Consider the following 25,008-nt stretch of genomic DNA (forward strand, 5'->3'; position numbering starts at 1 on the left):
GTGGTGACAGTGGTTTTGCGGTGCCTGCCCTGTATGAACTGTGTGAAAAGGAAGCTGTTTACTACATCATCCGTTTAAAATCGAACGCCAAACTGAAAGCACTCGCAGAAGAACTGCATCCAACGCATGAAGTTCGCGATGTGTCGGTGACGGAAAGCTATGTCGAGGAATCCATTTATCAGGCATCCTCTTGGTCAACGCCACGTCGCATCATTATTCAATCAACGAGACCAGCTGGTGAACTGTTCTTTTCACATGCTTTTTTCGTGACAAATCTCAGTGAAACTTTCTCGCCACAAGCGATTGTCGCATCGTACAAAAAGAGAGGCACGATGGAAAATTTCATCAAAGAAGCGAAGGGTGGCTTTGGTTTTGATCAAATGAAAAGCCATGATTTCCTCGTGAACGAGGCACGTATGATGTTGAGTTTACTCGCTTACAATCTAACAAATTGGCTACGTACACTTAGTTTTCCCGTCGCAATGAAAGGGATTCAAATCCAAACGATTCGTACACGTCTGATTAAAGTAGCGAGTAAATTAGTGAAATCTGGGCGCTCTCTCCATTTCAAATTATCGTCGAGCTTCGTCTATACCCGCTTCTTTTGGGATGTCCTGACCAAAGTGCAACAATTAAAGTTTAACTAAATAGTCTTTTTAAGAAATCGAACTCGGACCAAGGGTGAAGTCTGCCCAAAAATCGGTTTTCTCTCAATATCTTTTTCAAAGCTTCTCTAACAAAGGTGTTTACTCAGTACAAATATCCCTCCACACGAAAAATCTCATGAAAATCTTAAAACTTTAAAACACTATAAATAATTCAGGCTTTTTTATATTTATGTTAAAAATTTAGGGTTGTAATCTGTTTCAGTTTTATGTATCGCTTAAAAAACTATGGTAAATTTTGTGATAGAAAAACTGTGTCTCTAATTATTTGTGTCTAGAGATTGTAAGTGCAGTTCACGAATTAGTGACTTAACTGTAATACATTTTAAGTCTTGAAACTTTAGTTCATTTCATAAATATTGTAACAAATAGTAAATTCACCTGTATTATGTTTTTTAATAATATTTCGCCTTTTTATGTACCTTTTATCTTGTATAAATAAAAAAAGAAACAGAAATATCTATATCTCTGTTCCTTGAACAAAAGTCCGACTAATAAATCATGACCAATTTACACCTTTACCGCCAGAGTAAATTCGAATAATTCCTTTTGTCCCCAACCATCCTCTTTTAGATTTTTTATATTCAGCTACTATTTTTTCATTTCTCTTTTCAAACTTCCATATTGAAAGAGGTATTAGGTAGAATGAGATTTAATATATGATACAATAAAATTAGAATAAATTAACTAGTTAGTGAGGTTACTTATATGAACGGGGGAGGAACATGAAATTTAAGCTTACCGCATTTTTATTTATGCTAGCCCTATTTCTTACTGCTTGTGACACTGCAGTAACTCCGAAAGAACATGCAAGTGAACTATATAGCATTGCTTTAAACGCTATTATGGAAAAAGACGAATCATTGAATGAAGATATGGAATTTATAGCTATTGATATGAGTAATTTTGATGAAGTGAATGAAAAACAGAAAAAATCTATTCTAGACTTTTTTGAAGAAAAGTATAAAGTCCCAGTAATGGATGCTACCTTCGATGAATTAAAGGAAAAAGGATACTATAATCAAGATACCATGGTTTTGGATGGAGTACTTCTAACAGTTCAAACAGTATATTTTAACGTGAAAAACAATGTCTTCTTTAATGGTTCGAAATACAGATCAGGAAAAGGAGCTATTGGTGTAGAAAGTACAGTTCACTACAAAGATGGTAATTGGCGAATTAAAGAATCAAAGGAAACTTGGGTAAGCTAATATAGGTGTTATTTCATAAACTAGCTATTTAATAAGCGAGGCGAACCTCTTTTGAATAGGTACTTCTATCTGAAGTTTAATATAATAAAAAGTACTAATTGAACTACCTTTTTTCATTAGATATATCTAATGAAAAAAGGAGTTTTTTATTTAAAAAATGTAATTTCTTTAATTTTGCACCTTATTTATTCTTTAAAAGCAGTGAACAAAAAAGGGAAATGGTAATATACTATAACAAAGTTTCTTTTGGGAAAGAAAATTTCGTGCAGGAATAAAAGGAGGGTGAAATGTCATGAAGTGGATGGAAATGTATATGCCTCGAACATATGGGTTAATATCGATATGTGGCAAAGTTCTACCTCATAAGAACAGGAAACGTCATCTGAAATGAAATTTTCATTCCAAAAAATTTCCTGCCATAATCTAATGAGTATATTTCAAAAATGAAGAAACCCCATTTCCATATATTAAATTAGGTAGAGGGGTGGGATTTTTTGGTAATTATATTATTGCTGTTTAGCAGTAGGCGATGTGGAAGATGTTCTTGATACTTTGTAAATAACATGTGAAATTTTAAGGGTGGCTATTTAAATTTGATGATTTAAAACTTGTCCTAATGAAATATAATTGTCAAATAAAAGATAATTGCCTTCAAATATTCATCATAAATATATGATGAAATGGACTAAAATTTACAAAACAATTAAATAACATTAACTTTTCGAGGATATAATAAAAAAGCAAGACATCTTCCATGCATAGATTTTATTAAATGAAATAAAATAAGCACTAAGGAGGAGTAAACTTGGCTACTTTAATCGACATTTTGATTACAAGTTTGATCAGTCTCTGCTTTTTAGTCTTAGGATTATTTATTTATAAAAAAGAAGATGTTGAATTGGTTGCAGGATATAATGGTCAAAGATTCAAAGGAAATAAATCAAAATTTGCAAAAAACAATGGTTTGTTTTGTATAGCATTTGCATTTTTACTTTTTATTACCCCATTTTTCAAAAACTTTGGTAATGTATTTTTAAATTTAATCTCTTTCATCATGGTGTTGTTATTAATCATTTTAGTCCTATATACAAGAAAGCAGCATCAATAAACTAAAAAAATCCGCTTGTTCCTAATAGCTAGGAGTAAGCGGATTTTAATTTGTCTTAAGAATCGACGCTTTCTACCCACATTGCTACCGGAAAAGTATCTGTTGTAGTAGGAAATGGAATTTAATCTATAATTTCCTAAGGTGTGGCTTTGTATCAGCTTTTGGTAATTTTGAATTTGAGTACATTTTGCTAATAACAAACAGTTGACACAATTTGAACTTTTTCAGGATTATTTTTTCTCGTCATCATTTAGCATTACCTCAAAAGATTTTATTTATTACATGTGTAGTTGTTGGAGTAGAGGTGGTGACTACTCCGGGAAAAGCGTCCACCGTAGCGAAAATCAACGGTCTTATCTATTTATATATACTTTAAAGTAAAAAAACTGTAGATAAACCCGGGTTTATTTGAGTTTATCTACAGTCTGAGCGCTCTTTACTATATGTATGAACGCTTTTTTGCGAAATCAATTCTAAGCATTGGGTCTGTCTTTTTTTGCAGCAGTCATTAAGAACATTGGTTTACGATTTTCATCGTGCATTTCAGGTATAAATCAAACCATTTAAATAGTTTAAATCGTCCGATGATATTTTTTAGAATCGCGATGGTTTTAAAATAAATCAGATGATTAAAACTTAAATTCCTAAGAAAAAGAGCACGAGGGGAATGGATACAATACTAATAATCGTAGTCACAAATGTCGTAAAGGATACTAGATCAGGTTTCGTATCAAATTGTAAGGCTATCATAGTTGTATTTGCAGCAGCAGGCATGGCAGCTTGGATGATTAAAACAGTTTTAATAAGAGAGCTAAGAGGCATAAATGATAAGATTATGGCTGCTAGAATCGGTGATAGAATGATACGTATAAATGTGACAGCCGAAACTAAACGATAATCAACCTTTTTAGCAGAAATAGCCGCTAGCTGCATCCCCAAAACGAGCATCACTGTTGGGATAGACGCTTCAGCGACTAAACTAACACCGTCCATTACTGTTTTAGGAATAGTAATATGGTAAAATTCTAAAGTAATACCTGCTAGTGCTGCGTAAATAAGGGGCATACGCAAGACTTTTTGGATGGATTGCTGTATCGTTGCTTTTTGTGATCCACCTATTGAAGCGAAGAAAATGCCTAAGCTATTCATTAGAAGTGAATGAAGAACCATAATAATAACCGCAATATCAAAACCTGCGGCACCTAATGCAAATAACACTACTGGTGCTCCGTAATTGCCGCTATTCATGAATACGGCTCCGAGAATCATAGCAGAAAATTCTGAGCGTGAAGCCTTAAGTAGAGCAGAGATTCCCCAAGTACAGAGAAACAATACAATTGTTAACGTAATTGCGAAAATCGCTATGTATAAGTAATCTTTTGTCAAAGGTGTTGTATAAAATGTACGAAAAGCGAGAAATGGGGACATTAAGTATAGAGCTGCTGTAGAAATTGATTTAATATCAAAACCTATACATTTTTGACCGATAAAGCCTATAGAAAACACTATTAGAACGGGTAAAATAATAAGAAATAAGGACAAATAATCATCTCCGTTTGAATTAATTAGATATTTCTTATTATTCCACTTTGAAAAATATTGACAATACTATTATAAAAAAAGTTTAATTTTTTCAAAGAAAAACACGTAGTTAGTAAACTACGTGTTGAACTAATGTTATTTCCAATTTGTATTGATAAATTCATCACGACCGGATTTTACACGGTCTTCTTCATAGTGATTGGCACTTTTTTTGTAATAATCCTGATGGTAATCTTCAGCAGGATAGAATACACTTGCTTCACGAATCTCAGTGACAATAGGCTTTTTGAATCGTCCACTTTCAACTAATAGTTGTTTAGAAGCAACAGCTAACTGATGTTGAGACGAATTATGATAGAAGATTGCAGCTTTATAAGACTCACCGCGGTCTTGGAACTGACCTCCGTCATCTGTAGGATCAATTTGTGGCCAAAAAATTTCTAGTAATTTTTCGTATGAAAAGATCAGCGGATCGAATTCAATTTGTACGACTTCTAAATGACCTGATTGACCGGCTTTTACATCTTTATATGTCGGATTTTCTAAATGTCCACCCATATAACCAGAAGTTACTTTATGTATTCCGTCATATTCGACAAATGGTTTAACCATGCACCAAAAACATCCACCAGCAAATGTAGCTTTATTAGTAATTTGTTCCATGTTGTAACCTCCAATAGTATAAAGACGTCATGAATACGTGGCATCTTGTACTTCTTTTAGTTTACAACATTGACTACTAGAAAAACATACCCACTTGAAAGGAGCATACATCATGCAAGAAAATCAACAAACACGAGCGCGTAAAAAAAGACGCAAAGTTCGTAAAGGACGTGTGTTCTTAACTTTGCTACTACTTCTTTTAGTAAGCGTAGGAGTTTATGCATACACTGAATATAAAGCAGGTCTAGAACTTGCAAAAGGGCAAGAACTGAAGAAAGAAAACTTTATTGGTGACGAAGCTTCAGCAAAAAATATAGATAATATTTTACTTTTAGGTGTCGATTCACGCGGTGAGGAAAAATCGCGAACAGATTCTATGATTCTTGTTTCATGGAACAAAGATACAAATGACATTAAGATGGTATCATTCATGCGAGATATTTATGCAGATATTCCTGGCTATCAATCATATAAACTAAATACAGCCTATTATTTAGATGGCGTTCAATTATTGAAAGATACACTTAGCAATATGTTCGATGTAGAGATTAACCACTATGCATTGATTGACTTTAAAAGCTTCGAATCGATGGTAGATATCCTTGCACCAAACGGAGTAGAAGTAGATGTTGATAAAAATATGTCGAAAAACATCGGAGTTAAATTGAAAAAAGGAACACAGCATCTAAATGGTAAAGAATTATTAGGCTTTGCTCGCTTCCGTTCAGATGCACAAGGTGACTTTGGGCGTGTAGATCGTCAACAGAAGACTTTAGAAGCATTGAAAAAAGAAGTCGTATCACCTGAGAATTATAAGAATTTCCCGAAATTATTAGGTGCCTTACAAGGCTATGTTCAAACTGATATGACATCTAAAGACGAATTATCTTTTATGGCATCAATCATAAAAGGTGGAGATCTTAATATTGAAAGGTTGACTATTCCAGTTGAACACGGTTATTCATTTGCTAATTATCCTCATGCTGGATCTGTCATTGAAATCGATCGTACTTTAAATAATAAAGCTTTAGAAGATTTTCTTGATTTCAAGCAGTAATATAGGGGTATAATAATATTATTAGCGCAAAACGAATGCTTCCTGTAAACTAATGATATAGCATTTTTTGTCACCAAAGGGGGGATTGGATGGAACCAGAAAAACCATCATTTTTTGCAACAAGATTTATCCGTTTTTTAGGGGGTAGAAATTTACTTTTTGGTTTAATAACCTTATTGATTTTAGGATGTATTATATTCATCTATGAAAAAGTATCGTTTATTTTCTATCCTATTGTTGTTTTTTTACAAACTGTTGTACTCCCGGTTATTTTAGCCTCGATTGCATACTATCTTTTAAGACCTATTCTGCGTATACTTGAGAAATGGAAAATTCCGCGTGTGTGGGGGATTCTGATTATTTACCTTGGGTTAGCTGGCATAATTACTTTATTAGTTATTCTAGTATTCCCGTTTTTAAAAGGTCAGTTTACAAATTTAATCAATGAATTCCCTCAATACTTTATGGAATTGCTTCATAAAACCCAATCTTTCGTACAAGGGTCGACTTTTAATACTTTTTTAACTAAATATAATTTTGATTTAGATCAAGTAATGTCAAAAATAACTAAAAACTTGAGTGATACAGTAAAAGTTACAGCTGGCAAACTTGGTAGTGGTCTTGCAACAGGAATTACAGGCTTTATTTCTACTTTAACTGGAATTCTTTTAGCAATCGTAACTGTCCCGTTTATCTTATTCTACTTATTAAAAGATGGGGAAAAACTTCCTAAATTTGTATTAAAAATGCTTCCTCCACGTATGAGAACTGACGCGGCTCACCTATTTCATAAAGCTGATCGTCAAATTAGCTCATATATTCAAGGTCAAATTATCGTTGCATTTTGTATAGGTGTCATGATCACAATTGGATTTTTAATCATCGATATGGATTACGCAATCGTACTAGGTTTTTTAGCGATGGTTACAAGCGTTGTGCCTTACTTAGGACCTATTATTGCTATTACACCAGCAGCAATTATCGCCATTGTAACGTCACCAATTATGTTGGTCAAACTGGCGTTTGTATGGACTATAGTGCAATTAGTAGAAGGGAAATTTATCTCTCCACAAGTTATGGGTAAATCACTACATGTACATCCAATTACAATTATTTTTGTTCTTTTAACAGCAGGTTCATTATTCGGTGTACCAGGTGTTGTTTTAGGTATTCCAGGTTACGCTGTTCTCAAAGTATTAGTAACTCACTTGTTCTACTTATATAAGAAACGGTTTAATCGACAAGAACCAGATCCTACTATGGAGTATGAAGTAGAAAACTGGAAGGATGAATAATCGGTAGCAATTGCTACCAATTCAGACTGTAGACAAACTCGAAGAAGTTCGAGTTTATCAACGGTCTTTTTTATTTTTAAAAATATATAAGACCGTTGATTTCCGCTACGGTGGACACTTTCTGCGGGCGAGCGCCAAGCCTCTTCGTCGTTACACGTCTGTAGGGTCTTGGACTGTCCCGCTTTTTCCGCAGTCGCCCCCTTCGCTCCAATCAACGACACTTGTCATAAAAACAAATCTATTGAGGTAATGGAAAATTATGAAGAGAAAAAATAATCCTGAAATAGATCAAATTGAAATGATTACTTTAGATCCTCTAGTACCTCAAGAACATTTTATGAGAAAATTGAGTCTACGATTGACTTCTCCATCTAGTTAAACGGGCTCTTAAATAACCAAGAGATAAAGATCTATGTCTACCGATCTTTTTAAATACGAGAAAATATTACAGGGCTATTAATAATGAAACAATTGGTCATAGTATTAGCCAAAGAATTCAATTTAAAGAATGAGTATTACAATACGTTGATATGTGATTTTATACAATCAAATAGCAGTTCCATTATTATGTATTAATGGAGTTGCTGTTTTTTTATACATGAAACTTGCATTAATTATGAAATATTTCTCAACAAATTTATTTAACTATTTTAATTGTTGCTGTATTAATGATGGAAGCGTATACAATCTGAATAGTTTGAAATTCAAATAAAAATGCAATTGACTTTATATTTATACATTATTATAATGATTTGTAACATACACGTGAGGTGATTTAGTTGAAGGTCGGAATTGTAGGTGCAACAGGTTATGGTGGGTTAGAACTAATGAGATTACTACATAATCACCAAAAAGTTAAAAAAATCAAATTATTCACTTCTTCTGATGAAGGAGAAATTTTTTCGCAAAAATACGGTCACTTAAAAAAACTATATGATCAGCCTTTAGAGAAAATAGATGCAAAAGCATTAGCTCAACTAGATATTGTATTTACTAGCACTCCATCAGGGATTTCAAGTAAGTTACTACCACCTCTATTAAATGGTACAACGAAATTCATAGATTTATCAGGTGATTTCCGACTAAAAAATTTAGAAGATTATGAAAGATGGTATAAAAAAGATGCAGCTCCTAGTGATGCTGTAGAACAAAGTGTATATGGTTTATCTGAATGGAACAAAGAGGAAATTGAAGAAGCAAGTCTTATTGCAAACCCAGGCTGTTATCCGACAGCAGTTTTATTATCGTTATTACCATTAATTAAAGAAAACCTAATTCATGTAAATGGCTTAGTTATTGATGCGAAAAGTGGAATCTCAGGGGCAGGTAATAAGCCTAGTATGATAACTCATTTTAGTGAAACAAATGAAAACACAGCGATCTATAAAATACATGAACATCAGCATATACCTGAAATTGAGCAGGCAATGAAAATGTTCGCAAATAATCATTCACCAATTACATTTACAACAACCTTAGTGCCGATGACAAGGGGGATATTAGCAACAAGTTATGCACAAATCACATCAGGCACAACAGAAGAGCAGCTTTATAACTGTTTAGTTAATCAATATCATAACAATCCATTCGTTCGAATTGTAAAAGAAACAACTAAGTTTGGAACAAATCAAGTTTATGGTTCTAATTTCTGTGATATCCATGTGAAAGTCGATTTAAGAACTGGAAGAGCAACGATTGTTTCTGTCATTGATAATTTAGTCAAAGGGGCAGCTGGGCAAGCCATTCAGAATATGAATATACAGTTTGGTTTTGATGAAACAGCTGGCCTTATGCAAGTACCATTATACATTTAAAAAGGAGCGCTTATATGATAACGACTTTTGAGAGTTTAAAAAGAATTTCAAGTAAAAATATCATTTCACCAAAAGGGTTTTATGCAGCAGGTATACACTGTGGAATCAAACATAAGAAAAAAGATTTAGCGATTTTAGTAAGTGACGTGCCTGCAAATGTAGCTGGTGTGTTTACAACTAACGTTATTAAAGCAGCTCCTCTAGTACTTACAAAGCAGGTAGTGAAAGAATACGGTAAAATGCAAGCACTCATCGTCAATTCTGGTAATGCTAATGCATGTACAGGAACTCAAGGCTATAAAGATGCCGAAACAATGCAGCAATTGACAGCCGAAAAATTAGGGATTGCAAAAGAACTTGTAGGGGTTTCATCAACTGGCGTAATCGGGGAAATCATGAACATGGAGCCGATTGTAAAAGGTATTGCTGCAATTAAGCCAACTGCAACGTTAGAAGGAGCAATTGATTTTGCACAAGCGATTTTAACTACTGATACAGTTACAAAAAATACAGCATATAGTGTAGTTATTGACGATAAAGAAGTTGTCATTGCAGGTGTGGCAAAAGGATCAGGTATGATTGAACCTAATATGGCGACAATGCTTGCTTATGTGACAACGGATGCAGATATAGAACAACAAGCGTTGCAACTACTATTAAAAGAAGTAACAGATGTGACTTTCAATGCGATTACGGTAGATGGAGATACATCTACAAACGATACAGTATTAGTGTTAGCTAATGGATTAGCAGGTAATTCAACGTTAACACCGGCGCATCCAGAATGGGAAACTTTTAAAGCTGCTTTCCATGCTGTATCGCAGGATCTTTCGAAAATGATAGCAAAAGATGGTGAAGGTGCAACGAAATTAATAGAAGTAAAGGTTGAAGGTGCTGTGACTGATGAAGAGGCTCGCAAAATTGCAAAAACAGTTGTAGGTTCTCCATTAGTAAAAACTGCGATCTTTGGTTGTGATGCAAACTGGGGACGTATCATTTGTGCTGTAGGTTACAGTGGCTCAACAGTGGATCCAACAGATGTGAAAATTCAAATTGGCTTTACAACGGTTGTTGAAAAAGGTGAACCAGTACTATTTTCTGAAGAAGATCTTATTGTTTATTTGAAACAAAATGAAGTGAAAATTCTAGTATCTTTAAACCAAGGTGAAGGTTCTGGTACTGCTTGGGGATGTGACCTAACATATGACTACGTGCAAATCAACGCAACATACAGATCTTAAAACGATTGTTATTAAACTAGGCGGTAGTATGCTAGAAGGTTTAACAACAACCTTTTTTGAAAACTTCAAGAAGATGCAACAATCTGGAATAGATATTATTATCGTCCATGGTGGAGGACCTGCCATTAATCAAGCATTAGCCAACGCAAATGTTGAGACTATTACTAAAAATGGTGTTCGAGTAACATCAAGTGAAGCTATTGAAATTGTACAATCGACATTAATTGGCAAAGTAAATCCAGAACTTACGCATCAATTGAATGGTGCCAGTATTAAAGCAATTGGTTTAAGTGGTTACGATGGAAGTTTATTTAACTGTTCATTCTTAGACAAAAAAGAATATGGCTACGTAGGTAATATTGAAGCAGTTAACACGGCACTCCTAAAAACTTTACTATCTGAAAAAATCATACCAGTAGTATCTTGCTTTGGAGTGTCTTCTGATGGAATACCGCTTAATATTAATGGTGATACAGTTGCTAGTAAAGTAGCTTTAGCAATGAATGCTGATAGCCTGTTACTCGTGACGGATGCACCAGGGGTGAAAATTAACGATGAAGTTCAAAACAGTGTAAATCCAGAACAAATTAAAGAGTGGATTTATTCTGGTGATATTTATGATGGTATGATTCCAAAAGTTCAAGCTGCCATCGACTGTTTAAATGCAGGCATACCAACTGTTCAAATCGTTGGTTCACAATTAGTCGGTACAACGGTCCAAAAAAAGGGAGTTATCGCATGAGTGCATTATTTGGGAATTATAGCAGACGTCCAATTCATTTAGTAAAAGGGCAAGGAACGAAAGTGTATGACGAAGTAGGAAAAGAATATTTGGATTTTACGAGCGGCATTGCGGTACTAAGTCTAGGTCACACAAATCCAATTTTAGTAGAGGCAATTAAAGAGCAAAGTGAAAAATTATGGCATGTATCCAATCTATTTGAAAGTCCAGAACAAGAGCAATTAGCAGCAACCCTTGTAAAAGATACGCATCTGACACACGGATTTTTCTGTAATAGTGGGGCTGAAGCGAATGAAGCAGCGATCAAACTAGCTCGTAAGCATAAAGGTAAACATACAATCATAACTTTTGAAAATTCATTCCACGGTAGAACATTCGGTGCGATGTCAGCTACAGGTCAAGCAAAAGTGCAACAAGGCTTTGGTCCTTTAGTCGATAAATTCATCCATGTTCCATTTAACGATGTGCAAGCTCTTGAATCAGTAATGAATGGTGAAGTTGCAGCCATTATGCTAGAAGTTGTCCAAGGAGAAGGTGGCGTAAATGCTGTAACTGCACAATTTGGAGAAGCAATCGCTAAAATTTGTAAAGAACAAGGTATATTACTAATTATAGATGAAGTGCAAACTGGTATCGCTCGTACGGGTACACGTTATGCCTATGAACAAACCGCATTGAAACCAGATATTTTAACACTTGCTAAAGGACTTGGCGGTGGCTTTCCAATTGGTGCGATGCTTGGCACTGCCGAAATGTACGACACTTTCAGCCCAGGTACACATGGCACAACATTTGGTGGAAACCCACTAGCAGTAGCAGTTGCACAAATAGTTCTTAATCATGTGTTTGAAGAATCATTTTTAGGGGAAGTACTTAAAAAATCGGAGTATTTCAAAGTGCGATTAGCAAAAGTGTTAGCAACAGAGAAAATTACTGTAAAAGGAATGGGGTTACTTTTAGGTTTAGACTGCGATCAAGTAGTAGCACCTTTGATTACAAAAGCTGAAGAATCGGGATTGTTACTAGTCGGTGCAGGTGAGGGGGTCATCCGGTTACTACCCCCATTAACTGTTACATATGAAGAAATCGATGATGCCATTGCAATTTTAGCAGACATTTTAAACAATTAATAAGCATGAATTAATGCGTTCAGTGAATCGCAATTCATTACTCAAAACCTCTATAAATAGTGTTCAACAATAAGCGAATGGGTTCACAGACATATTCGCTTTTTGTCGAACACGAACCTTCCGGGTATGTAATTCGTGAAAATTACAAAAGGAGGAATTATCATGTCTAATTTTATACAATTCAAAGGCATACTCACCGAACAACACGAAACACCATCTCATTTCGTCTTAACTTGTAAAAAACAAGAGGACGATTCTATATTCCTTCTAAATCTAACGAAAGAAACGTTACTTTTTCATAGCACTTCATACGAGCCCCTTCTAGTAAGTGAACTGAAGCGATGCCTTTTTATTCATGCTTATGTCTATGAGCTTCAACCCGCTATGCTGATCTTTCCACCACAATACTCGCCAACACTCGTTCTTGTAAATGAAGAAGAATTATTCTTTGGCAACAAAGTTGGTACATACAATGCTGAAACCTCTTTAGTAGAAGCAGATTTACGGCTAAATATTAGTCCAAAAACAGTAATATTGAATAAATTAGAGGAAAGTATAGGAGCCGAAAAGCTTGGTGGACATGATATAGCAGTATTCTTCAAAATAAGCACGCGTAGCTTACCACCTCAAACTACACCGCAAAAGATTATTTTGTTGGATGGGTAATTTATATTGCGAGAATATTCTGTAATATTAACGTTGGGTAATTGAACGTGAGATTTATTGTATAATGGCAATTAAATTGATCTTCCAAATCCTATATCGAGAGAAGAATTTGTGAAGAGACTGATAATATATAGGCTTTGGCTGGTATTCGATAACTCTCATTTATTGAGTTTGATAGCTGACGAATATCCAATAATTTATTATTATGAAGCACGTAGATACCACCAATATACGAACTATAGTTTTTCACTTTTCATAAGGAGTTAATGATAAATGTTTTTTTAAAATTAAACTATTCTTTACTTTTAGGAATAGTATATACACACCAATAATCTTTCTTCATATTCATGAATTAGCTTTACATCCATGTTAATCCTCATTTATATTCGTTTGAATTATTTGAAAAGAACAACTCTTTTTAACATAATATCGTTATATGATATTTTTAACAAACATTATTACAGATTTATATTGTTTGACTATTTTGTTTATTTTTGTGGTATAAATAAAGGTGTGGTAGTTTAGGAGGTTACGTCTATATTCATTACGCGACAAATTCCTAGCGAAATGTTTGCGCATAAGCGACTGATTCAACGACTCCCCGCAGATCATCAGAAAATCGAAGACATCAAACGTCAACTTGAAAATGTAACAGCAGGGTTTAATGGTGAATGTCGAGTAGATCAAATGGTGCAAGAAGTACAGTTTAACAATCACTTTTTTTACTTCCCAAACTTCGAATGTCAACTCTCTCCAACTCGTATTGCCCAAATCGATTCTATCTTGATTACACAAAGCTATATTCTATTAATAGAAATCAAAAATATGCGAGGTACTTTACATTTCAACGAACAACCTTATCAACTTATTCAAGAAATAGATGGGCAATCCATTGCATATCATTGTCCACAAATGCAACTTCTCCGTGCTTCAGATACATTTGAACGCTGGTTAAAAAATGTGGAATTACAGCAAGTACCTATCTATAAAACAATTATTATGCCAAATAGCCGTACAGTTATTAAAACTCCACCTAAAACTGTACCGCTTATCATGTCGAAAGAAGTTGCATTATTTATACAAAAACTTAATGAGCTTCCAGTAGTCATAAACGAAGCTCAATTGGATGAATTGATTCATGCTGTTAAAGTAAATAATAAAGCGTACAAACACAGACCTTTATGTGAAAATTACAACATACCAATTGAGCAAGTAAAAAAGGGAGTCATTTGTCATTGTGGAACGAGTGGCATCCGCATCTCTGAGCGGACATGGTATTGTCCAGATTGCCATACAGCAATTCCTAATAGTATTGAGCAAACTCTACACGATTGGTTTAGTATTTGTGCCGAAGAGATTACAATAAAAAAATGCATGGATTTTCTAGAGTGTAATAGTAGAACGTTAATCTCAAGAGAATTGAACAATTGTAACTATATAGCCTTAGGAAAAACCAAGTCCAGGAGATTTAAGTTAAATAATAAAGAGCCACTTTTCAATAGTTAAAACTCTAGCCCAAAAACTTCGTATTGTATGAAGTTTTGGGTTTTTTGATTTGATAATTAACGAATAGGTTAAAAGAAAGCGCGAATGAGTTAAAAGGAGAGCCGAGTAGGTTAAATGAAATCCCGAGTAGAGCAAATGGAAGCCTGAAAAGAACGAATAGGTTAAAAGAAAGCGCAAATGAGTTAAAAGGAGAGCCGAGTAGGTTAAATGAGCTCCTGAGTAGAGCAAATGGAAGCCGAAAAGAATGAATAGGTTAAAAGAAAGTACAAATGAGTTAAAAATAGAGCCGAGTAGGTTAAATGAAATCCCGAGTAGAGCAAATAGAAGCCGAAAAGAATGAATAGGTTAAAAGAAAGCGCAAATGAGTTAAAAGGAGAGCCGAGTAGGTTAAATGAGATCCCGAATAGAGCAAATAGAAGCTTGAAAAGAACGAATAGGTTAAAAGAAAGCGCGAATGAGTTAAAAGGAGAGCCGAGTAGGTTAAATGAGATCCCGAGTAGAGCAAATAGAAGCTTGAAAAGAACGAATAGGTTAAAAGAAAGCGCAAATGAGTTAAAAGGAGAGCCGAGTAGGTTAAATGAGCTCCCGAATAGAGCAAATAGGAGCCTGAAAAGAAAAAACCACAAGAGAAATCACCCTCTTGCGGTCTAGATCTATTAAGCATGCACTACAGATAATGTAGCAAGTCGTTCAACAGCATCTGCTATTAATTCTTCTTTTTGAACAAGTGCTAAGCGAACATAACCTGCTCCAGCATCTCCAAAGATAATACCTGGTACCATGACAACGCCAGTTTCTTTGATAGCATGGTATACAAAATCGATATCATTCATTTCTTGGTTTGGATATTTTGCCCAGACGAACATGCCGCCTTTTGATGGTGTTACGGTCCAGCCGATTTTAGTCAAACCGTCCATTAAAGTATGGTGGCGTTTTGAAAAAATAGCGCGAAGACGATTAGTAATCTCTTCAGCATTGTCTAAAGCAACAATACCAGCTTCTTGGATTGGCTCAAATGTACCGTAATCTAAATTGGATTTTAGTTCATGGATAATTGAGATCATTTCAGCATTCCCTGCAATGTACGCGATACGTGCACCAGCTAAACTGAAACTTTTAGAAAGCGAGTTAATTTCCATACCGACTTCTTTTGCGCCAGGTATAGCAAGGAAGCTTGATGGACGGTCACCTTCAAAATAGAATTCTGAATAGGCAGCATCATGCAAAATGATGACATTATATTGACGGGCAAATGTAATTGCTTTTGCGAAAAACGCTTCGTCAGGCATTGCAGGAACTGGATTTCCTGGTAAGTTTAGAATCATCAATTTCGCTTTTTCAGCAACCTCTACAGGAATTGCATCGAAATCTGGTAAAAAATTATTTTCTTCTAATAAAGGCATATAGTAAGGAACGGCTTCTGCAAGATGAATACCGGCATCAAAGGCTACATAGGCTGGGTTCGTAGTTAGGACATAGTCACCTTTATTGCAGAAGGCCATTGGTAAATGGACAAGCCCTTCTTGTGAACCCATTGTTTGAATAATTTCAGTACTTGGATCTAAATCTACATTACTACGACGTTTGTAATAACGGGCTACTGCTTCGTAGAATGGTTTCGTACCACTTAATGTATAGCCATATGAGCTGGCTAAGGCACTTCGCTCAGACAATACTTTACGTACTTTTTCATCTGGTGGAAGGTCCGGGCTTCCTAAGCTTAAATCGATTAATTTAACGCCTTCAGCTGCTTTCGCATTGGCCGCCGCTTTCAAATCTCCGAATATTGCTTTTGGAAACATAGCCATTTTTTTTGATTTTTCGATTTTCACGTGCAAGCACTCCTTAGTTGCAAAAGTAATTTTAAGAAATATTTTATCACACTAAAGCTATTATGTAACAGATATAATACAGAAAAAAATATAATTTGTAAAAACATCTCTGAATGTTCAATAATTATATATATTTTTAAATAAAAATATAATAAAAAGAGTGTTTTAAAATAATGGATACAACTAGAAGAAATTAATAATAACAATTATTTTGCTAGAATTTAAAAAAGTATTAATTATTTAGGATATTTTTGCTATACTTTCATAGAACTTAAGAAATGGTCACGAAGAATTATTTGGGTATTTATAACTTCTTTTGTGGCGAGTAGAAAGGGATGAAAGTTTAGCTAAATGGTAAAAACGATAAAGTGGAAAGTTATTAGTACAGTAGTAACATTGTTAGTTATAGGTTTGGCTTTATTAAATGTAGTAAGCACATATACGGTCAACACTAAAATTGAAAAAAGTTTAGTGGATCAAAACAAAGTGCTCGTTGCAGAGATGTCTACGTCTATACAAAATTACTTAAACGTCTATGAAAAAGGTCTGATACAAATGTCATTAGCGCATGAAGTATTGGAATATAAAGATCTGTTAAGTGAACACAATAAGAAAAAGGCGACTATATTAGAAAAGAATTTAGATACACAGTTTCAACAATATATTTCTTTATATGACGCTACAACTTCCGTATATTACGGTTTAGTAAATAAGCATTTAGAAATTTTACCTGAAGCAGATCTAGGCGATGATTTTGATCCTACGACACGCGAATGGTATAAAGGTGCAATTGAAAACCCAGATAAGATTTTCTGGACAGAACCATATACAGACAAAGCAACAAAAGAATCGACAATTTCTGGTGCTAAAGCGGTATTAAAAAATGGTAAAGTTATTGGTGTAGTTGGTATGGATATTTTACTATCTAAGTTAACTTCGGAAATCTCAAAAAAAGAACTAGGTTTTGGTGGATATCCAATTATCATTGCTAAAGATGGTACAGCCATCGTTCATCCAGAAAAGACTGGTAAAAATTTATCTGATTTGGCTTTAGTGAAAAAAATGCAAAATGAAAATGATGAAAAAGGAGTAATTAAGGATGCTTCTGATGACACAGGAAGTGATTTTATAACAGTATATGATACAGTTCCCGGTCTTGAGTGGAAATTAGCTGCTGTCTTTGAAAAGAAAAATATTCAACAGACAGCATACGATATCCGTAATATTATTGGTGCAATTTCTGTTGTGTTACTCATTATTTTGTTCTTTTCTATGGCAACAATAATTGCAAAGATTACGAAGCCAATTACCATTTTGCGTAAATTAATGAATAGAGTAGCAATTGGTGATTTAACAGTAAGAGCTCGTTTCGATGCAAATAATGAAATCGGTCAATTAGCTACTGACTTTAATAAAATGGTTGATAATATGCAACAAATTATACGAGTCGTAAAAGATTCTGCCGCAGAGGTCCAATCAGGTTCACAAAATCTAAGTGGACTTGCTGAAGAAACAAATGCTTCAAGTGAAGAAGTTACAGCAGCGGTTGTTGAGATTGCTGAAGGCGCTTCAAAATCTGTGGAAAATGCAGAACAAGCAAGTGAAAACGCGATTACATTAAGTGAACAAATCAACTCGATCCTACAAAAGTCTAACTTTATGAATAGCATTGCCATAGAAGCTAATACGAGGAATCGAGCAGGACAAGAACAAGTGGATCAATTAAAATCTGCATTTCAGGAGTGGGAGACAAATCTACTTAGTATGTCGAACGTGATTTGTGCTTTAGAAAACAAAATAGACTCTATCGAACATGTCATGCAAACTATAATGGAAGTATCGGATCAAACTAATTTACTAGCGCTAAATGCAAGTATTGAAGCAGCAAGAGCAGGTGAATATGGTAAAGGATTTGCCGTCGTTGCCGAGGAAGTTCGCAAGCTTGCTGAGCAATCAGCAAGAGCAACAATAGAAGTGAAGCAAACAGTTCAACAGCTTCAATTTGAATCGAAGCAAGTAGGAGCTCAAATGCTGGAGACGAAGACGGTGTTCCAAAAGCAAGAAGCTGTTGTTCACGGTACAGACGCTATTTTTGAAACTATTTCATCATTAATGGAGGATATGCAAAAAGCCATCCATGATGTTTCTGAAGAAGTACATCGGGTAAGCTTATACAAAGAGACTGTCGTAGAAGTTATTAAATCAATTGGCGCAACATCGGAAGAAACGGCTGCTGCCTGTGAGGAAGTAAGTGCTTCATCGATAGAACAATTAAATTCAATTGAATCTGTCTCAACGGCATCAGAAAACTTAGCAAACTTAAGTGAGCATTTAGCTAACTCTGTAACTAAGTTCAAAATATAATCTTATACAAAAACCAAATGTCTAGAGCACAGGCATTTGGTTTTTTTGTACTAAAAATAATAAAAAATTTCTGGGAATTATAGAGTTAAACCCAGTTTCACTATGTAAATATTACAAACTTTTAGTGTTTTTATTCCATTAATAGAATAATGTATTGGATTTGAGAAAAATAAACTCCTCAACTAAGATTTCATCATAAAAGAAGAGCAATGTTCATATATTTCGTATAAATAAGTCCACTTAAAATCAAGATTAGAAATGACTTGCCACTATTTTTTGCCTTCTTTGAAATAATTCATTTTAGAAAAAAATGAAACTTGTATTCTAAAATAAGTACTCTAATTAATATATTTGTTATAGGATAAATATGAAGTTAATGGTAAAAAAGGAGGTTTGATATGCAAATAAACGTAATAGATAGACCTAGGTTTTACGCTAAATATGGAAAGAGACTATTAGATTTGATTATTTCTAGTATTCTTTTGCCTATTATTGTGCTTATCATGTTAATAATAGCTATTACATTACTAATTGTATCCGGAAGACCTATTTTCTTTACACAGGAGAGAACAGGGGTAAATCAATCAAACTTTCAAATATGGAAGTTCCGGACGATGAGAATTGATCAAGTTCAGAAGAGTAAAGTTAATGGCTGGAAAGGTGGGGTACCAGAACAGTTTGTTTTTAAGAACTCACAGGATACTCGGATGACTGGAATCGGAAAGCTACTAAGAAAATTGAGCTTAGATGAACTGCCACAAATTATTAATGTAATAAAAGGAGAGATGAGTTTAGTAGGACCAAGACCTGAAGTGCCAGAAATTACAGACTTTTATAATGTAGAACAGGCTAAAAGATTGTATGTTAAACCAGGAATTACAGGATTGGCGCAAATAAATGGACGTTCTAATATACCTCACGGAAGAAAAATATATTATGACATTGATTACGTAGAGAACTGCTCGTTACTTCTTGATATCAAAATATTAATGCGTACTATTCGCGTCGTTCTAACTAGAGAAGGGGCTTATTGAAAAATGCTAATAACCGTATACATAATCGACTCATAAAAGGTTACTTAATACTGCACCAATACCAGCAGTATCAATGATTGAATGTAAACACCGAATTAATCTACAATTTAAAAACCAGAAGATTTCTACAAAGCATTTGTAGTGATTATGAGAGTTCGATAATCTAGCTACCAAACCAATTATTGTTATTAGAAAGATATTGGAAATTTGAAGAACAGTTTCATAAAAGGATGTTAATTAGGGTTATTTCTTACTTGTTTTATCATGATATTCGATGTCAAAAAGATCTAAGAAAGGTGAGTAAATGAAAATTGTTCAAATTATCACGAGATTAGATACAGCTGGTGGAGCACAATCACATGTACTTGCCCTCACAAAACAACTTGTTTTAGATGGACATGATGTAACGATTTTTACTTCAAAAGGGAATCTCATTCATCAGGCTTTAAATGAAGAGAATATAAGCATTATTCAACTTCAATACTTAAAATGGGCAATTCACATTGTAGATGATATTCGTGCATTTCTTGAAATACGTGAAAACTTGCGTCGTATAAATCCAGATATAGTTGCTCTTCATTCATCAAAAGCAGGAGCAGTTGGTAGATTAGCGGCTTTTTCATTAAATATTCCAACTGTTTTTACCGCACACGGCTGGGCTTTTACGGAAGGTGTAAAGCCATTAAAAGGATGGGTTTATCAACAAATTGAAAAGGTACTAGCGTTAAAAACGACAAAAATCATTACTGTTTCTAATTATGATTATTCACTTGCCACAGAAAAAAAGGTCGTGAAAAAAAACAATATGACGACGATTCATAATGGTATCCATAGTAGTAATAGTAGACAAAACCTTTCTCAAAATAGAGTTCCAAAAATCATTATGGTAGCAAGATTTGAGCAACCTAAACGTCAAGATTTATTGATTGAGGTACTATCCACAATGACGGAGAAAGAATGGCAACTAGTATTCATAGGTGATGGAAGTCAGATGGAAGCTGCAAAAGCGTTATCGCTACAACATCATATTGCCGATCGAGTTAAATTTCTAGGATCTAGAGATGATATCGAAGAACAATTACAACAGGCAGATCTTTTTGTACTACTATCAGATTTTGAAGGCTTACCTATATCTATTTTGGAGGCGATGAGGGCTCAGTTACCTATTATTGCTTCGAATGTAGGGGGAGTACCAGAGCTCATCATTGATGATGAAACCGGATATGTGGTAAATCATGATTTAGAATCAATTAAAGGCTGTTTGAATCAACTTCTAGAAAATCATTCCTTACGGTTAAGGCTAGGTTATTTAGCTCATCGCTATTTTGAAGAGAATTTTTCGTTTCACTCTATGTATGACAAGACGGTAAGTCAATATTTACAAGCTCATAATGAAAAGAAAGAGAAAATTGATCTACAAATACTTAATCATCACTAAGCTTGTATAAAAAATTCATAAAAATAATGTCAGATAAGCGGAAAATGTTAATTCTTTAATATAGATAATTTAATAGTAATGTAAATATATCTGGATATTGCATTAGATCTTCAAAAAAATATAGACGAAAATCATACAGTTTCTCGAACATGATTTAAAGGCATATTCATACTCCAAAAACATAATCAATTTCCAGTTCCTTAATGAGACAAGTGTCAAAATGTTTGCAATAAAGGAGGGGATTATCCAAGTAACGTCTCGTTCAAGAAGGAATAAAATTAATAGTAATTCAAAGAAAATAAGAAATGGAGAGAACTATTGAACATTTTAGTAACTGGTGGAGCAGGGTACATAGGCTCACATATTTGTATTGAGTTAATACAAACTGGTCATGAAATTATTATTGTAGATAATTTTTCAAATAGCGATATGGAAGTAATCAATCGTTTAGAAGCCATTACAAAGAAAAAAATAATATTTCTTCCCATAGATATTTGCAACCAAGAAGAATTTGAAAAGGTATTTCAAAATTATTCAATTGATAGTGTCATCCATTTAGCTGGTTCCAAATCAGTTTTAGAATCCCTCAACGACCCAATCAAATACTACCTGCAAAATTTAGTATGCACGATCCAACTAGTCAGTCTGATGAATAAGTACAAAGTACATCAACTAGTTTTCAGTTCATCAGCAACTGTTTATGGCACTCCTGAACAATGTCCAATCCCTGAAACCGCAACTTTAAAAACAGAAAACCCCTACGGTACAACAAAGTTAGCTGTAGAAAAATTCTTATATGAATTTGCACAATCTAATCATTCTTTTTCAATCGTTTTATTACGATATTTTAATCCAATTGGAGCACATGAAAGTGGCATGATAGGAGAAGATCCTTTCACAATTCCAAATAATTTGATGCCATATATTACCCAAGTTGCAACAGGTAAATTACCTTTTTTGGATATTTACGGAAATGATTATTCGACGCTTGATGGAACGGGGATACGTGATTATATTCATGTAGTAGACTTGGCAAAGGGTCATGTAAAGGCATTGGAAAGTTTAAAAGAAAAGTATGGTTGGAGAGTATTTAATCTAGGAACTGGTGAGGGGTATAGCGTTTTACAAGTTGTAAAAACATTCGAATATGTATCAGGTATACCAATACCATATCTAATAAGCGATCGGCGTAAAGGTGATGTTGCAATTAGCTATGCTGATGCTACAAAAGCAAAGCAACAACTGAATTGGGCTGCAGAAAAAACGTTAGAAGATATGTGTCGAGATGCATGGAGATGGCAAAGAAATAATCCAAATGGTTATAAAGTCGGGAATATAAGAGAAGGTCAGTTGGTATACTTAACTGACTTGTAGTTGTTGTATAAAAATAGAATATCGTCTATGCTATATTAAACATACTTAAATAATAGGATTTAAAATATTTACTGCTAAGCCCTATAGGAAATCTATAAGGGCTTATTTCCTATCATTAAATTGGCAGAAATATTTGCTTATCTGACAATTTGATGGTAGGATTAAGGTAAATAAATATTCTTATCAAGAGAAGCCGAGGGATAAGGCCCTGTGAAGCTTCAGCAACCTCTGATTCAATCAGAAAGGTGCTAAGTCCTACAAGACATTTGTCTTGGAAGATAAGAAACGAGCGTATTAAGTTAGCCCTCATTCTTATCCATAGAATGAGGGCTTTTAATATGAGAATACATAACAGACATGAGGGAAAGGAAGAGAAGTCGCTATGCCAATTAATATTCCGAAAAACCTTCCGGCAACGGAATTACTAAAAGAGGAAAAAATCTTCATAATGGAAGAGGAGCGTTCAAAAAGCCAAAATATTCGTCCTTTAAATATATTGATTTTGAATTTAATGCCAGAAAAAGAGAAGACAGAGCTTCAATTGTTACGTCTATTAGGTAATACACCTCTACAAGTAAATGTAACATTTTTAAATACAGCGACGTATGTTTCAAAAAATGTTAGTGAAACGCATTTAGAATCATTTTATACGACTTTTGAACATGTTAAACACCGTCGCTTTGACGGCATGATTATAACGGGTGCACCAATTGAACTAATGGAATTTCAAGATGTTGATTTTTGGGAAGAAATCGTTAGTATTATGGATTGGACAAAAACAAATGTTACATCTGTATTACATATTTGTTGGGGTGCCCAAGCTGCACTTTATCATCACTATGATATTGGTAAATTCCCTCTTGCTAAGAAATGCTCAGGTATTTATGATCATACAATCACAGATCCAACTGTGAAGCTTGTTCGTGGCTTTAATGATATTTTTACTGCACCACATTCACGAAATACTTCTATATCTATCGAAAAAGTTGAATCCCATCCAAAGCTAAAACTACTGTCAGCTTCTGATGATGCTGGAGTATTTATTGTGATGTCAGAAGATGAAAAACACATCATGATTACTGGGCATTTAGAATACGATGCTCATACATTGGCAGATGAATATTCACGTGACGTTGCAAAAGGTTTGGATATAGAGGTTCCAAAAAACTATTTCCCTAATGATGACCCTACAAAGCTGCCAATAAATACTTGGCGTTCCCATACGCATTTATTGTTCTCTAACTGGCTGAACTATTATGTTTATCAGGAAACACCATTTGAGTGGGAATAATAAAATAGATGGGGCTGTCTCAAAAGGGCTAAATCATCCAAAATGAAGTAAATAAAAAACCAAGAATGCTGTTAAATCAACATTCTTGGTTTTTAAAATGGAGCGACAATGAGTCGAAATCGGATTTATTAGATAACCCCATCTTCTTTTGTATGTAAAGACCATTTTCTTTTAAAATCTTAAGGTATGCACTTTCAAAGCATACTTTATGCTATGATAAATGTAATTTATCTCGAAAGGAAGACAATAAATGAACTCACCTTTTACATTTATTCATACAGAACCAAAAAATATGGATTCAACTAAAAAATACCCAGCCATTTTTTTATTACATGGAATGGGAAGTAATGAGCAAGACTTACCTGGCTTAGTAGCAGATTTCGAAGATAATTGTCATATCTTTAGTTTACGTGGTCCTATTACACATAAACCTGGTTATGCCTTCTTTACGATTCAGGACATAGGAGCACCAGAACGTCCAGTATTTGATAAAGTCGCTCATTTTATTCGAGAATTTATAGAAGAAGCATCGTTTATTTATAATATTGATTTAGAAAAAATTGTATTAATGGGCTTTAGCCAAGGAGCAATTTTAGCACAATCATTAGCATTTGTTTTAGGTAACAAATTAACAGCTGTTGTCGCTTTAAGCGGTTATGTTCCTGATTTCGTGAAAAACGAATATCATAAACAATCAGTAGAACATCTGCCGATTTTTATCTCACACGGGGAATATGACTATGTTCTACCACATCAGTGGGGCGTTGAAAGTAAGGAATTCTTTGAGTCACTAGGTGCAGCTGTCACTTTTAAGAGTTATCCAGACGGACACGGTGTTACACCAGCCAATCATTTGGATTTAGTTACTTTCTTAAAAGAACAAATCTCTTAACTAAAAGCCATGAGCGTCGCTCATGGCTTTTTTTATTTCTATAATAATTCACTAGCGTTGCATTAAAATAACTTTAATTTTAAAAATACTCAAAATGTTCAATAATCTTGTTTTGTGCATAAAAAAAGTCCTTTATAATGGAT

At 34.2% G+C, this 25,008-nt stretch carries 21 protein-coding genes and 1 riboswitch; of the genes, 18 read left to right on the top strand and 3 right to left on the bottom strand.

Annotated elements, in window-relative coordinates:
• The 3 genes from ACQKMD_RS19045 to ACQKMD_RS19055 form a co-directional block, all read left to right on the top strand.
• Nucleotides 1–647, top strand: a 647-nt coding sequence (locus tag ACQKMD_RS19045) for an IS1380 family transposase (protein WP_427753934.1), incomplete at its 5' end; no start/stop codon positions are given.
• A 743-nt stretch (nucleotides 648–1,390) separates the two neighbouring features.
• Nucleotides 1,391–1,876, top strand: a complete 486-nt coding sequence (locus ACQKMD_RS19050; RefSeq protein WP_427753935.1) for a peptide ABC transporter substrate-binding protein — start codon at nucleotides 1,391–1,393, stop codon at nucleotides 1,874–1,876.
• A gap of 805 nt (nucleotides 1,877–2,681) precedes the next feature.
• Nucleotides 2,682–2,984, top strand: a complete 303-nt coding sequence (locus ACQKMD_RS19055; RefSeq protein WP_427753936.1) for a DUF3784 domain-containing protein — start codon at nucleotides 2,682–2,684, stop codon at nucleotides 2,982–2,984.
• Nucleotides 2,985–3,620: 636 nt separating this feature from the next.
• Here ACQKMD_RS19055 and ACQKMD_RS19060 read toward each other — a convergent pair.
• On the bottom strand, nucleotides 3,621–4,526 hold the full coding sequence (locus tag ACQKMD_RS19060; RefSeq protein WP_427753937.1) for an AEC family transporter: 906 nt from the start codon (nucleotides 4,524–4,526) through the stop codon (nucleotides 3,621–3,623).
• Nucleotides 4,527–4,661: 135 nt separating this feature from the next.
• Nucleotides 4,662–5,189, bottom strand: a complete 528-nt coding sequence (gene msrA / locus ACQKMD_RS19065; protein ID WP_427753938.1) for a peptide-methionine (S)-S-oxide reductase MsrA — start codon at nucleotides 5,187–5,189, stop codon at nucleotides 4,662–4,664.
• A gap of 112 nt (nucleotides 5,190–5,301) precedes the next feature.
• Between msrA and ACQKMD_RS19070 the strand changes: the two genes are divergently transcribed.
• The 9 genes from ACQKMD_RS19070 to ACQKMD_RS19110 all read left to right on the top strand — a co-directional run bounded on the left by ACQKMD_RS19070 (nucleotide 5,302) and on the right by ACQKMD_RS19110 (nucleotide 15,291).
• A complete protein-coding gene (locus tag ACQKMD_RS19070) occupies nucleotides 5,302–6,246 on the top strand; it encodes an LCP family protein (protein WP_427753939.1) in 945 nt (314 codons plus the stop codon).
• A gap of 89 nt (nucleotides 6,247–6,335) precedes the next feature.
• A complete protein-coding gene (locus ACQKMD_RS19075; protein WP_427753940.1) occupies nucleotides 6,336–7,541 on the top strand; it encodes an AI-2E family transporter in 1,206 nt (401 codons plus the stop codon).
• A 779-nt stretch (nucleotides 7,542–8,320) separates the two neighbouring features.
• Entirely contained in the window at nucleotides 8,321–9,355 is a 1,035-nt protein-coding gene (gene argC, locus ACQKMD_RS19080; protein WP_427753941.1) for an N-acetyl-gamma-glutamyl-phosphate reductase, read from the top strand.
• Between the two features lie 14 nt (nucleotides 9,356–9,369).
• Nucleotides 9,370–10,596 carry a bifunctional glutamate N-acetyltransferase/amino-acid acetyltransferase ArgJ gene (gene argJ / locus ACQKMD_RS19085; RefSeq protein ID WP_427753942.1) on the top strand — a complete coding sequence of 409 codons (1,227 nt, stop codon included), beginning with the start codon at nucleotides 9,370–9,372 and terminating at the stop codon, nucleotides 10,594–10,596.
• Entirely contained in the window at nucleotides 10,559–11,338 is a 780-nt protein-coding gene (gene argB / locus ACQKMD_RS19090) for an acetylglutamate kinase (protein ID WP_427753943.1), read from the top strand. Before argJ ends, argB begins: the two co-directional genes overlap by 38 nt.
• Entirely contained in the window at nucleotides 11,335–12,468 is a 1,134-nt protein-coding gene (locus ACQKMD_RS19095; protein WP_427753944.1) for an acetylornithine transaminase, read from the top strand. The genes argB and ACQKMD_RS19095 overlap by 4 nt, the downstream gene beginning before the upstream one ends.
• A 162-nt stretch (nucleotides 12,469–12,630) precedes the next feature.
• On the top strand, nucleotides 12,631–13,134 hold the full coding sequence (locus tag ACQKMD_RS19100; RefSeq protein ID WP_427753945.1) for a hypothetical protein: 504 nt from the start codon (nucleotides 12,631–12,633) through the stop codon (nucleotides 13,132–13,134).
• Nucleotides 13,135–13,701: 567 nt separating this feature from the next.
• Nucleotides 13,702–14,640 carry a nuclease-related domain-containing protein gene (locus tag ACQKMD_RS19105; RefSeq protein WP_427753946.1) on the top strand — a complete coding sequence of 313 codons (939 nt, stop codon included), beginning with the start codon at nucleotides 13,702–13,704 and terminating at the stop codon, nucleotides 14,638–14,640.
• A gap of 336 nt (nucleotides 14,641–14,976) precedes the next feature.
• Entirely contained in the window at nucleotides 14,977–15,291 is a 315-nt protein-coding gene (locus ACQKMD_RS19110) for a hypothetical protein (protein WP_427753947.1), read from the top strand.
• 5 nt (nucleotides 15,292–15,296) lie between these two features.
• Here the strand turns inward: ACQKMD_RS19110 and ACQKMD_RS19115 are convergent, their stop codons facing one another.
• On the bottom strand, nucleotides 15,297–16,472 hold the full coding sequence (locus ACQKMD_RS19115; protein WP_427753948.1) for an aminotransferase class I/II-fold pyridoxal phosphate-dependent enzyme: 1,176 nt from the start codon (nucleotides 16,470–16,472) through the stop codon (nucleotides 15,297–15,299).
• 351 nt (nucleotides 16,473–16,823) lie between these two features.
• Between ACQKMD_RS19115 and ACQKMD_RS19120 the strand changes: the two genes are divergently transcribed.
• The 6 genes from ACQKMD_RS19120 (at nucleotide 16,824) to ACQKMD_RS19145 (ending at nucleotide 24,865) form a co-directional block, all read left to right on the top strand.
• The gene (locus ACQKMD_RS19120) at nucleotides 16,824–18,836 is read left to right on the top strand and encodes a methyl-accepting chemotaxis protein (protein WP_427753949.1); all 2,013 of its coding nucleotides are present in this window, start codon (nucleotides 16,824–16,826) and stop codon (nucleotides 18,834–18,836) included.
• A gap of 398 nt (nucleotides 18,837–19,234) precedes the next feature.
• A complete protein-coding gene (locus ACQKMD_RS19125) occupies nucleotides 19,235–19,870 on the top strand; it encodes a sugar transferase (protein WP_427753950.1) in 636 nt (211 codons plus the stop codon).
• A 304-nt stretch (nucleotides 19,871–20,174) separates the two neighbouring features.
• Nucleotides 20,175–21,308 carry a glycosyltransferase family 4 protein gene (locus ACQKMD_RS19130; RefSeq protein ID WP_427753951.1) on the top strand — a complete coding sequence of 378 codons (1,134 nt, stop codon included), beginning with the start codon at nucleotides 20,175–20,177 and terminating at the stop codon, nucleotides 21,306–21,308.
• Nucleotides 21,309–21,626: 318 nt separating this feature from the next.
• A complete protein-coding gene (gene galE / locus ACQKMD_RS19135; protein ID WP_427753952.1) occupies nucleotides 21,627–22,682 on the top strand; it encodes a UDP-glucose 4-epimerase GalE in 1,056 nt (351 codons plus the stop codon).
• Nucleotides 22,683–22,859: 177 nt separating this feature from the next.
• Nucleotides 22,860–22,967, top strand: a riboswitch (SAM riboswitch).
• 97 nt (nucleotides 22,968–23,064) lie between these two features.
• Nucleotides 23,065–23,973, top strand: a complete 909-nt coding sequence (gene metA, locus ACQKMD_RS19140; RefSeq protein ID WP_427753953.1) for a homoserine O-acetyltransferase MetA — start codon at nucleotides 23,065–23,067, stop codon at nucleotides 23,971–23,973.
• 250 nt (nucleotides 23,974–24,223) lie between these two features.
• The gene (locus tag ACQKMD_RS19145; protein ID WP_427753954.1) at nucleotides 24,224–24,865 is read left to right on the top strand and encodes an alpha/beta hydrolase; all 642 of its coding nucleotides are present in this window, start codon (nucleotides 24,224–24,226) and stop codon (nucleotides 24,863–24,865) included.
• Nucleotides 24,866–25,008 lie beyond the last annotated feature (143 nt).

It is taken from the genome of Viridibacillus sp. NPDC096237 (genome assembly GCF_050278625.1).
In the GTDB taxonomy this organism is placed as follows: domain Bacteria; phylum Bacillota; class Bacilli; order Bacillales_A; family Planococcaceae; genus Viridibacillus.

Bases quoted from the DNA above. Each gene is read 5' to 3' on its own strand.
- ACQKMD_RS19105 (WP_427753946.1), top strand. From the start codon at position 13,702: ATGTTTGCGCATAAGCGACTGATTCAACGACTCCCCGCAGATCATCAG.
- argJ (WP_427753942.1), top strand. From the start codon at position 9,370: ATGATAACGACTTTTGAGAGTTTAAAAAGAATTTCAAGTAAAAATATC.
- ACQKMD_RS19100 (WP_427753945.1), top strand. From the start codon at position 12,631: ATGTCTAATTTTATACAATTCAAAGGCATACTCACCGAACAACACGAA.
- ACQKMD_RS19110 (WP_427753947.1), top strand. From the start codon at position 14,977: ATGAATAGGTTAAAAGAAAGCGCAAATGAGTTAAAAGGAGAGCCGAGT.
- ACQKMD_RS19070 (WP_427753939.1), top strand. From the start codon at position 5,302: ATGCAAGAAAATCAACAAACACGAGCGCGTAAAAAAAGACGCAAAGTT.
- ACQKMD_RS19145 (WP_427753954.1), top strand. From the start codon at position 24,224: ATGAACTCACCTTTTACATTTATTCATACAGAACCAAAAAATATGGAT.
- ACQKMD_RS19130 (WP_427753951.1), top strand. From the start codon at position 20,175: ATGAAAATTGTTCAAATTATCACGAGATTAGATACAGCTGGTGGAGCA.
- argB (WP_427753943.1), top strand. From the start codon at position 10,559: ATGACTACGTGCAAATCAACGCAACATACAGATCTTAAAACGATTGTT.
- metA (WP_427753953.1), top strand. From the start codon at position 23,065: ATGCCAATTAATATTCCGAAAAACCTTCCGGCAACGGAATTACTAAAA.
- ACQKMD_RS19075 (WP_427753940.1), top strand. From the start codon at position 6,336: ATGGAACCAGAAAAACCATCATTTTTTGCAACAAGATTTATCCGTTTT.
- msrA (WP_427753938.1), bottom strand. From the start codon at position 5,189: ATGGAACAAATTACTAATAAAGCTACATTTGCTGGTGGATGTTTTTGG.
- ACQKMD_RS19095 (WP_427753944.1), top strand. From the start codon at position 11,335: ATGAGTGCATTATTTGGGAATTATAGCAGACGTCCAATTCATTTAGTA.
- ACQKMD_RS19125 (WP_427753950.1), top strand. From the start codon at position 19,235: ATGCAAATAAACGTAATAGATAGACCTAGGTTTTACGCTAAATATGGA.
- ACQKMD_RS19120 (WP_427753949.1), top strand. From the start codon at position 16,824: ATGGTAAAAACGATAAAGTGGAAAGTTATTAGTACAGTAGTAACATTG.
- ACQKMD_RS19050 (WP_427753935.1), top strand. From the start codon at position 1,391: ATGAAATTTAAGCTTACCGCATTTTTATTTATGCTAGCCCTATTTCTT.